Source organism: Pseudomonadota bacterium, from assembly GCA_026390555.1.
In the GTDB taxonomy this organism is placed as follows: domain Bacteria; phylum Bdellovibrionota_C; class UBA2361; order UBA2361; family OMII01; genus OMII01.
Window position 1 is genome coordinate 1 of sequence record JAPLFS010000013.1, and the last position, 9,780, is coordinate 9,780.

At 50.8% G+C, this 9,780-nt stretch carries 10 protein-coding genes; 4 read left to right on the forward strand and 6 right to left on the reverse strand.

Annotated features, from left to right (window positions below; genetic code table 11):
* Positions 1-121 precede the first annotated feature (121 nt).
* Both NTV65_00790 and pgl read left to right on the forward strand, forming a co-directional pair.
* Complete coding sequence (locus NTV65_00790; GenBank protein ID MCX6113737.1) at positions 122-1,249, forward strand: hypothetical protein; 1,128 nt, start codon at positions 122-124, stop codon at positions 1,247-1,249.
* A gap of 67 nt (positions 1,250-1,316) precedes the next feature.
* Positions 1,317-2,033, forward strand: a complete 717-nt coding sequence (pgl, locus tag NTV65_00795; GenBank protein MCX6113738.1) for a 6-phosphogluconolactonase — start codon at positions 1,317-1,319, stop codon at positions 2,031-2,033.
* 85 nt (positions 2,034-2,118) lie between these two features.
* Here pgl and NTV65_00800 read toward each other — a convergent pair whose 3' ends face one another.
* Genes NTV65_00800 through gatC form a run of 5 tightly spaced genes read right to left on the reverse strand, consistent with a single transcriptional unit; the run spans position 2,119 to position 7,660 of the window.
* Positions 2,119-4,050: a SurA N-terminal domain-containing protein gene (locus NTV65_00800; protein MCX6113739.1), complete on the reverse strand. Its 1,932-nt coding sequence runs from the start codon at positions 4,048-4,050 to the stop codon at positions 2,119-2,121.
* A gap of 47 nt (positions 4,051-4,097) precedes the next feature.
* Complete coding sequence (locus NTV65_00805) at positions 4,098-4,367, reverse strand: DUF4911 domain-containing protein (GenBank protein MCX6113740.1); 270 nt, start codon at positions 4,365-4,367, stop codon at positions 4,098-4,100.
* Between the two features lie 6 nt (positions 4,368-4,373).
* On the reverse strand, positions 4,374-5,816 hold the full coding sequence (gene gatB / locus NTV65_00810) for an Asp-tRNA(Asn)/Glu-tRNA(Gln) amidotransferase subunit GatB (protein ID MCX6113741.1): 1,443 nt from the start codon (positions 5,814-5,816) through the stop codon (positions 4,374-4,376).
* A 27-nt stretch (positions 5,817-5,843) separates the two neighbouring features.
* Positions 5,844-7,310: an Asp-tRNA(Asn)/Glu-tRNA(Gln) amidotransferase subunit GatA gene (gene gatA, locus NTV65_00815; protein MCX6113742.1), complete on the reverse strand. Its 1,467-nt coding sequence runs from the start codon at positions 7,308-7,310 to the stop codon at positions 5,844-5,846.
* 8 nt (positions 7,311-7,318) lie between these two features.
* Entirely contained in the window at positions 7,319-7,660 is a 342-nt protein-coding gene (gene gatC / locus NTV65_00820; GenBank protein MCX6113743.1) for an Asp-tRNA(Asn)/Glu-tRNA(Gln) amidotransferase subunit GatC, read from the reverse strand.
* A 190-nt stretch (positions 7,661-7,850) separates the two neighbouring features.
* On the opposite strand from gatC, the gene sthA reads away from it, so the two are divergent.
* Positions 7,851-9,254: a Si-specific NAD(P)(+) transhydrogenase gene (gene sthA, locus NTV65_00825; protein MCX6113744.1), complete on the forward strand. Its 1,404-nt coding sequence runs from the start codon at positions 7,851-7,853 to the stop codon at positions 9,252-9,254.
* Positions 9,255-9,376: 122 nt separating this feature from the next.
* On the opposite strand, the gene NTV65_00830 is transcribed toward sthA, so the two are convergent.
* Positions 9,377-9,610, reverse strand: a complete 234-nt coding sequence (locus tag NTV65_00830) for a four helix bundle protein (protein MCX6113745.1) — start codon at positions 9,608-9,610, stop codon at positions 9,377-9,379.
* Between NTV65_00830 and NTV65_00835 the strand changes: the two genes are divergently transcribed.
* A partial coding sequence (locus tag NTV65_00835; GenBank protein MCX6113746.1) for a hypothetical protein occupies positions 9,540-9,780 on the forward strand: 241 nt, incomplete at its 3' end. The genes NTV65_00830 and NTV65_00835 overlap by 71 nt on opposite strands.

A 9,780-nucleotide genomic window follows, 5' to 3' on the forward strand; every position in this document is an offset into this window, starting at 1 on the left:
CCGCGCTTGCTCAGACATGTTTCACGCTCTTTAAGAGCGGATCAGAGCTAAATCAAGCCAAAACCGCATAGTAAGTTAGATGTCTTATTGAATAGTAGCGCTGGGCTGGTAACATGGTGCAATGCTAGTTAATCCCAGCAGTTTAGAGAGCTCACAAGTTAATAACTTTGATGGTCGCCTACCGAACGGGCGTGCTCAGATCTCCAAGTTACTGGAGCAGATAGTTAGTGAAGATCATTTATCTACCGTTTGCCGATTTGACTCCCTAGAGGCAATTCGTGAGCAGGCCAAAGTCTCACTTTTGGGCAGTCAGAGAAACGATGTTGTAGTTAGCCTCGCTAGATCGATGGCGTGGCTTGTAAAACTTGAGCCCAATATCCGGCAGCAATTTAAAGATCAGTGGCGCTCCGAGTATAAGGTGATGATGAAGCTCTGTGAGGACATAATCTCGCAGGTGCGAGATCTTTCATCGTATGATCTATCTAACGTTGCTAAGTCAGTATCCCTGATGGGCGTACGACATGAGGAATTATTCGGAGCGATTAGCACAGAGTTTCAGCGTAGACAGGAAGAGATTACTGCTATGGATCTAGCTTGCATGGCAAGAGCCTACGCTTTTCTCGATATTAGGGATGGTAAGCTGACAAGCTTTATTGGAAAGGTCGCACGTCAATTGCAACGCTCGACAACTTTGGAGCCCTTCAGTATGAGTAGTAGAGCCATGATCGGATGGTCGCTAGCACTCCTTGACCCGGCACAGGTCGCATGCGTTATAAATCCTCGATTTCTTATCGACAACGACTGTGAGTTGCAGACCTGGGGGCATATTTATCAGGCACTTCTCGTTACCGAGGCTATCGGCCCTTATGAATATTTCCCACGTCGACAGGAGCTCTGGGGCATGGAAGCCCCAAAATCTTCCAATCATTTCGAGCTAACTATTATGGACGCACTCAGTCGATTTCTCAGAAAAGTGCCGCACGTGATCGAGGATAACTTAAATGTCGCAGGTGTAATGATTGATTTTGTATTATACCTTGAGGATCGCACTATCGCCATTGAATGTGATGGATCTCAGTATCATTATTCAACAGGGCCTGATGGTGGGCGCCTCTTTGGACTAGATCTTATACAGAATCAGATTCTTGTTCGCTGTGGAATGGAGGTCGTTCATATAGCCTCTTCTGAGTTGAATTCTTGTTCTACAGTTCAGCTGTTGTCCCAAAAATTAGGGATATGCGACACTTAGGGCGAGCCTAATCGGGAGGGCGCTGGAGGAGAGAATCTTCCCAGAGTAAAATATTAGGGAGAGATAAATGGCGATAGAGGTTATAGAGGCTAATGGATCCCTAGATGCGGCGCTCTGCAAGGTGGCCCGTACTATCTTTTCTGTGCTTAAGGCCAGGGATAAAAACGAACCTCTAGTGATTGGTGTCTGTGGGGGCAGGAGCATAGTTGGGCTCCTTACAAGTTTAAAGAACGAGGCAGCCGATCAGCCTAAGGATCTGATGGAGAGGGTGCACTTCTTTATGGTGGATGAGCGCCTGGTGCCCCTCGCTAATGAGCAGAGTAATTTTGGCGGCTTGCAACGGCTGCTCTTTGACGAGCTTGTGCTAGATGGGAGCCTTAAATCTGAGCAGCTGCATCCCTTTGTGTCTGACGATGCTATGGAGGATTTTGGCTGCGCGCGTTACCAAGAGGAGCTCGCAAGATTTGGCGGAGCTTTCTCCGTTGTTGTGCTTGGGGTTGGCGAGGATGGGCATATAGCTGGGCTCTTTCCACACCATCCGGCACTAGCGTGTGGTGAGCGTGGCTTTGTTTCGTTTCTTGATTCACCAAAGCCGCCAGCACAGAGGATGACAGCGAGCGCCCCACTTATAGCCGACGCTGAATTAAGTATCGTGCTGATGCTAGGGGAGGGGAAGCGAGCCGCATGGGAGGCCTTTAGATCCGGTAAGGCTAGCTTTGAAAGCTGCCCAGCATTGATAGCGACTCAGGCCAAGAGCTGCGTGGTTGTGACAGATCTCGTATAGCTACTTTTGACTATTAATGATGTTGAGATGTATCAGACGTTCGCAAGAAGTACCTCTTAACAAGCGACAAGCCGATACTGAATAGTTACTGCCTGATCAGGATGGTTTGGTCTACCTCTATCGTTGCACGGGCTTTAAGTAGCGCTATGGTTGATTCCAGCACCTTGCGCGTTAGCTCCGACTGAGTTTGCTGGCGAGATTCTTCAAGCTCCTCCAGCGCCTTAACGGAGGTAATCTCGGGCTTGGTAATCGTTGTTACGGAGGCAACAAGGAAGCCATCCTGTGTTGGAAAATATCGGCCCAATACCTGTGGAGGGGTATTCGTTGCGAATAGCGCGCTTAATAGCTCGCGCGGAGCGTTAGCGAGTTCATCGTTACTGGGGTTTGCACGAGATATAGTTACTGGTCCGATAACCTTGGCCTTCATGTTAAGGGCAGTTGTTGCAAAGGTTGTGGGGCTAGCCTGAACCGACTGAAGTAACGCCTGAGCCTGCGCTAGAGCTAGCTTCTGAGCCTCTGTAGTTTTAATGGATTCGATAACCTTACTACGCACATCAATCAGGGGCGCAATTGAGGTCTCCTTAAACTCCTTGACCTGCACTATTAGGGTAGCATCGCCGACCTCAACTAGGGCCGGTAAAAGCCGATCCCCACTAGGAAGTTGCAGAACCTTGGCTGTTAGTCCGGCTAGGGCTGGCTCCGGATCGACCTCAACGGCAAGGAGAGCGCTAGAGTTCTTTACGACAAAGCCGGAGGCTCCGCCGATCTCAAGTAGTGACTTATTATCCTTCTTAGCGCTATTCATAATCTCCAGCCCCTTGGCGGAGGCATACGAGGGCGCCTCAGCGCGCCTAATCTCCGCTTCAATCTGCGCCCTGACCTGCTCGAACGGTTTAAGGGAAGAGGCCAGTTTCTCCTCAACCTTTACGATCTGAAATCCGTAGTCCGTCTCGACTAGCTCTGCGATAGCGCCGGGCTGTATTGCAAAAACAGCCTTATCAAATGAAGCTGTATTAACGCCCCGTTGAATCCAACCGCGGTCTCCCCCGGCAAGCTTTACTGGAAGGTCGTCGGAATATTTTGTTACGAGTCCCGGAAATGGAGCTCCTGAAAGAGCTTCTTCATAGACCTTCTTGGCCTTAGCACGCACATCAGCCATCGTTGATGGGGTGCTCTCCTTGGGGTAGAGCAGCTTTATCTCGCGTATATGAGCCTGCTCCGGGAGTGTAAACTTTGCGGCGTTCTCTGTGTAGTATATCTCCAAATCTTGAGAAGAGATCTGTACCAACTGCTCGAACTTTTCTGAATCAAGCACCATATAGCTGTAGGAAACTTTGGCCGGCACTTCGAACCGTGTTGCGTTTGTTTCGTAGTATATTTTGAGCTGTTCATCTGTAGGGGCGGGCACCTGTGCGAGAAGATCCGCGGTCTTGATTGAAGCAGCTATAACGCCGTACTGCGTCTCTTGTCGTATAAATTGAGCCTGAAGATCGCGAGTGCTCAGGTAGGAGGCGTCCTTTAATAGGTTTATCAGAGCGAGACGATCGTTCTCCTCCTTTATCTGCGCACTGAATTCACGGTAGGTCATACCAAGCCGCTGTAGTATCGCCTTAAACTGAGTAGGGTCGTAGGGAGTCTCTGTAAAGATCTTGGTCAGGATGTATCTCTTAACCGCCTCCTCGTCTGTGGCGAATCCGATGCTTTGCGCCTCCTGAGATAGAAGCGCTTTATCAACGAGTTGATCGGCTGCTTGTTGTGGAATGTTTAGGTTAAACGTTTTTGTGAAGGTCTCGTAGCGATCCCCGAACATTTTTTTATACTGCTCTTCAAGGTTGCTCTGAGCGCGTGAGAACTCGTTGTATGAATAATGTCTCTCATTAACCGTAATGGCGGAACGTTTAACATTGCCGCCCTGCTGCAGAATATCGAGCCCCACACCGCTGAAAGCGAAGCAGACCGCAACGAAGAGGAATACGAATCCGATCGCTTTGTTATGCTTATGTACTAACTTGATCATAGGGGTCCTTAAAATACTACCGTTTGAGAATATCTATTTGATAATCACTATATCTGTTCCGGAATCTCACTGCACACCCTCCAAGCAACGTTCTCTCTGATCGCATTGAGCATCTCGATGCAATCGTTCTTAAGGCCCGGCGTTGTAAATACGCTTACTACGTTTCTGGGCGTCTCGAGGGTCCGTACCGTTCCGACCCCATCGTATAGCTCAAAATACGTTTGTAAAAGTACTATCTGACTACGGGGGACCTCAAGATAGAAAACCACAGTATGGGGATCTATCTCTCTTGCAGCTATGAGAAGGGGATCGGTCATGGTGCTCTAAGCGGGCCTCCTGAGGGCGGCTTCCTGTCGGATCAGGTCATTGACCTTCTTCGGGTTGGCGGCTCCCCCGGTGGTCTTCATTACCTGTCCCACGAAGAATCCGTGTAGGCGGTCATTTCCGCCCAGGTAGCCGGTTAGCTGGGATGGATGGGCATCAAACTCATGTCTGATAACGGCGAGGATCTCATCGTCGTTACTGAGCTGTTTAAGACCCTGCTCATTAACGAGGGCTACGGGATCTTTTCCAGAGCTGAACATCTCCTCAAAGACCGATTTAGCCATCTTGCCTGAGATCTCCTCCGTATCGATCATCTTGATTAACTGAGCGAGGGACTCTGCTGAAACCGGGCTCTGCTCTATCCCTATGCCATCCCTATGAAGTGAGCCGAAGAGCTCAGAGGTGACCCAATTGCAGGCAGCTTTAGCGTTGTTACACGCGGTAACGACGCGGTGATAGTACTCGGCCGCTGCCTGTTCGGTGGTTAGAACGGTTGCATCGTAGAGGGATAGTCCAAACTCTGTAACGAGCTCGTTAATCCACTGCGCCGGGAGCTTTGGGAGCTTTAATTCAATCTCACGAATCCAGGACTCCTCAACTACGACCGGCGGGAGGTCAGGATCGGGGAAGTAGCGATAATCTGAGCTCTCCTCCTTGGAGCGCATCGAGCGGGTTGTGCCAGTAGTGCTATCGAATAACAGGGTCTCCTGAATAACCGCTTGGCCCGACTTGAGGATCGCAAATTGTCTGGCTATCTCATACTCCAGCGCGCGCTCTACGAACTTAAACGAGTTGAGGTTCTTGATCTCGGTCCTTGTTCCGAACTTAAGTTGCCCAACCGGCCTGAGCGAGATATTTGCATCACAGCGCAGGCTGCCCTCCTCCATATTGCCATCGCTAATCTTAAGGTAGCGTACGAGTTGCCGCACCGATTTAAGATAGGCCGCGGCCTCTGCTGGGGAGTGAAGTTCAGGCTCTGATACGATCTCAAGCAGAGGTACTCCAGCTCGGTTAAGATCCACTAGCGACGAGGAGGTGCGCGAGTCGTGGATATTCTTACCGGCGTCCTCCTCCATATGGATACGGGTAAGACCGACCGTGCGCCTGATGTCGCCCAGATAGAACTCAAGGCTGCCCCGTTCGCAGATCGGTTCATCGAACTGCGAGATCTGATACCCTTTGGGGAGATCTGGATAGAAGTAGTGTTTGCGCGCAAAGCGGTTAAAGCGGCGGATCTCTGAGTTAGTAGCTAATCCAAGCATGATAGCGAACTCAACGGCGCGGCGGTTGGTGACAGGCAGGGCCCCGGGAAGTCCGAGCGTAACCGGATCGATATACTCGTTTGGCTCACCGCCGTAGGTGGCGGAGGCGGAGCAGAAGATCTTTGAGTTAGTAGAGAGTTGGACGTGAACCTCAAGTCCTATAACGGTTTCAAATTCCATGTCGAGACTCCTTAAGCCCTACTCTTATTAGACGGCTAATGCTGGGATAGTTTTGTGCCATTCTGTAGCCGCTTCATAGGCTGATGCAACCTGGAATAGACCCTCCTCATCCCAGGGCTTTCCGATTAGTTGCAGACCGATCGGTAGGCCGTTTGAAGTCATGCCACACGGCAGACTCATGCCGGGCAGTCCCGCAAGGTTAACCGGAATGGTGAAGATATCGTTAAGGTACATCTGCATAGGGTCACTGATCTTCTCTCCTATCTTAAAGGGTGGAGTAGGGGCAATAGGCGCTACTATCAGATCGCAGTGCTTCTCAAATGCATCGCTAAAGTCCTTAACTATTAATGAGCGCACCTTTTGAGCCTTAACGTAGTAGGCATCGAAGTATCCAGAGGAGAGCACATAGGTACCCACCAAGATACGGCGCTGCACCTCTAGGCCAAAACCCTCACTGCGTGTCTTTGAATAGAGCCCCTTAAGATCGAGCGTGCCCTGCGCGCGGTGGCCGTAACGGATACCATCATAACGCGCCAGATTCGAGGAGGCCTCCGCAGGTGCTAGAATGTAGTAGACCGATACGGCGACATCAGTATGTGGTAGGGATACTTCAACTGGAATCGCACCGAGGCCCTCAAGCACCGAGATAGCTTTCTTAAGGGCGCTGTCGATCTCAGGACTGAGGCCAGAGACGAAATACTCTTTAGGGATTCCTATCCTTAAGCCCTTGATGCTCTTTCCAAGCGCACTCTCAAAGTCCGGTACAGGGCGCTGAGCCGAGGTAGCGTCGTTCGGATCTGCGCCGCAGATGGCCTTTGTAACGAGCGCACAGTCACGCACGTTGTGAGCGAATCCCCCTACCTGATCGAGGGATGAGGCGTAGGCGATAACACCGTAACGGCTAACCCGGCCGTAAGTTGGCTTAAGACCAACGATCCCACAGAATGCTGCGGGTTGGCGGATTGAGCCCCCTGTGTCGGTGCCGAGCGTAATAGGACAGATACGCGCAGCAACTGCGGCAGCGGAGCCACCACTTGAACCACCCGGTACGTATTCCGGATTCCAGGGGTTCTTGACCGGGCCATAAGCGGAGTTCTCATTCGAGGATCCCATCGCGAACTCATCCATATTGAGTTTGCCGATTGAGATGGTACCGGCTGTTTTAAGGCGTCGTATTACCGTCGCGTCGTACGGCGGAATAAAGTTAGCAAGGATCTTACTGCCTGCTGTTGTGCGGGTGCCCTCGGTGCAGATGATATCTTTGATGCCGACCGGCACGCCGAGTAGTGGGCCCTGTTTGCCGGACTTAATAAGATCATCTACTCCGGCGGCGGCTTTAAGCGCACGCTCTGCGGTCAGCTCAATAAAGCAATTAAGCGCGGCTAGCTTCTCTGCTTTGTTAAGGCAGGCCTGAGTAAGCTCAACGCACGAAAAATCTTTTGAGCTGAGGCCAACCCGAATTTCTGATATGGAGAGTGAGGCGAGGTCTGACATATGAGATCTTACTCAACTATAAGTGGAACTCGGATAAAACGACCGGAATGATCAGGGACATTTTGTAAAAGCCCCTCAGGGCTGAGCATCTCCTGAACAGGGATGGCTGGGTCGCACAGGGGCATGGCTGGGGGATTTGAGCCGACCTGACCTACAAAATCATCTCTCAGGATGTTAGTTGCCCCCTGAACGTGGCTCATAGCTTGAACACCAGTTGTATCGACCTCGTTTAGACGTTGAACATACCCTATAATAGAGTTGAGATGGGCTGTGATAACGGGCTTAAAGGAGGGCTCTATCTCCAGCCGAGCAAGGGTTGCTATCTTTTGAACCTCGTCTTCTGAAATCATTAGTGTCCTCAAACGGTTATTTGGTCGGTCGGGCGCTTAGATGCCCCATTAAATAGAGCATCTTTAGGGTATGGAATCAATGCAGCAGAGATCTGTGTAAACTGATACCATAAAGGGAGTTGTCTATGGCTGATGTACCGGGCGATGGGCTAAGATCTCAGGTTTTAGGGCGTTTAAGAGAGCAATAAAAGTGGTCAAGAAGTCAAACAGTTACGACTATGATCTGATCGTAATCGGGTGCGGCCCGGCTGGTCAGCGAGCGGCCGTCCAAGCCGCCAAGATACGAAAACGGGTAGTGATCGTCGATCAACGGGAGGTTGTGGGCGGGGTGTGCGTTAACACCGGCACAATACCCAGTAAGTCGTTCAAGGAGGCGGCGCTATTTCTGTCCGGCTTTCGGCAGCGCAATATGTACGGCGCTGGATTCCGTGTGAAGACCGACATCACCATGTCCGACCTGACCTTTCGCTGTAACCGGGTCATGCAGATTGAGATCGAGACGATCAAGAATCAGCTACAGCGTAACCACGTCGATACGATCTACGGGCATGCGGCTTTTATAGATCCACACACAATTGAGATCCGTGCAGTATCTGGCGTCTCTCGCATAACGGCTGAAAAGTTCGTTATAGCTGTTGGTGCCCGTCCATATCGTCCACCGAATGTGCAATTTAATGGAAGCTCGATCTTTGATAGCGATGATGTGCTTAGTATGAAGGATCTACCACGCAGCCTGACCGTTGTTGGAGGTGGAGTGATCGGCACCGAGTATGGATCGATGTTTGCCGCGCTAGGCATTAATGTGACGATAATCGATCAAAGAAAGAGGCTACTCTCATTTATAGATGAGGAGTTGGGCGAGTGCTTTCACTACCAGATGAGAAATATGGGGGTGAAGCTTCGGCTTGGTGAGGAGGTTGATAGCTGCACGACCCGCGACGATCAGCAGGTTGTTACGGTCCTGAAGAGCGGCAAGGTGATCGTATCCGATTGCGTGCTCTATTCAGCGGGGCGCGTGAGCGCCACCGATGATCTAGGGCTTACAAATATTGGGGTGAAGGCAGATGAGCGGGGGAAACTTACGGTAAATGAAAACTTTCAAACCGAGGTGTCTCACGTTTACGCGGCTGGGGATGTGATCGGGTTTCCTGCGCTGGCCTCCACATCTGGGCGACAGGGGAGGCTTGCTAGCTGTCATGCCTTTGGTATTGAGGAGGAGTCGATGGAGGTCCATCTCCCCTTCGGTATCTACGCAATCCCTGAGATCTCATATGTGGGGCTGAACGAGGAGGAGCTTACTAAACAGGGGGTTCCGTATGAGTCTGGCATAGCACGCTACCGCGAGATCGCCCGTGGTCAGTTACTGGGGGATGAGGACGGAATGTTAAAGGTTCTTTTCCATCGCACCACCGGCGAGCTGCTTGGGGTGCATATCATAGGGGAGTACGCCACAGAGTTAATCCATATCGGACAGGCAGTTATGGCGCTTAAGGGTGGAATTAAGTATCTGCGGGATGCTGTGTTTAATTATCCGACCTTGGCTGAGTGCTATAAAGTTGCAGCGCTTGATGGATACAATAAGGTTCGGGCCTGAGGGGAGATGGGTCTCTATTAAGAAATCGGGTTCCTCACCGATAAGTGTGGGTACATTAGATGAGAAACCCCTGCGCGGGAACGTGAACCGCTTCCCGTTACCTGCTCCCGCTCCGATACCGGTTAACCCTTAAAAACCAGCTTTGACAGCATGGCTGCCAAGCTGCTCAAAAGACTCGTAGGAGTTTTAAGTACGCTCTGATCAACAAGGTTCCACGCTTTCAACAGGTCAAAGATCGCGGCACACTCCAAAGTAGAGCCCCGCGCAATACTATAGTAGCGCTTTTTGTCGGCAACGCCTGTTTTGCCAGCACCTTCTGCAATATTTAATGAAATGGAGCTGGCGGCGCGGCGCAACTGGTTGACAATATCGCTATTTCCGTTCGGGAGGAGGCGAATAACACTAATAACCTATTCAGTAATTCAACCGACTTTTGATAGACTTCGAGCTTTTCATGACAAAACATATCTTCTATTAATCGGTGCTTTTCGAAATAAGTTTCCGGTATCGGAGCGGGAGCAGGTAA

What these genes read in the sequence shown, in the direction of transcription:
- NTV65_00790 (MCX6113737.1), top strand. Translation starts at nt 122, where the DNA reads ATGCTAGTTAATCCCAGCAGTTTAGAGAGCTCACAAGTTAATAACTTT.
- pgl (MCX6113738.1), top strand. Translation starts at nt 1,317, where the DNA reads ATGGCGATAGAGGTTATAGAGGCTAATGGATCCCTAGATGCGGCGCTC.
- NTV65_00800 (MCX6113739.1), bottom strand. Translation starts at nt 4,050, where the DNA reads ATGATCAAGTTAGTACATAAGCATAACAAAGCGATCGGATTCGTATTC.
- NTV65_00805 (MCX6113740.1), bottom strand. Translation starts at nt 4,367, where the DNA reads ATGACCGATCCCCTTCTCATAGCTGCAAGAGAGATAGATCCCCATACT.
- gatB (MCX6113741.1), bottom strand. Translation starts at nt 5,816, where the DNA reads ATGGAATTTGAAACCGTTATAGGACTTGAGGTTCACGTCCAACTCTCT.
- gatA (MCX6113742.1), bottom strand. Translation starts at nt 7,310, where the DNA reads ATGTCAGACCTCGCCTCACTCTCCATATCAGAAATTCGGGTTGGCCTC.
- gatC (MCX6113743.1), bottom strand. Translation starts at nt 7,660, where the DNA reads ATGATTTCAGAAGACGAGGTTCAAAAGATAGCAACCCTTGCTCGGCTG.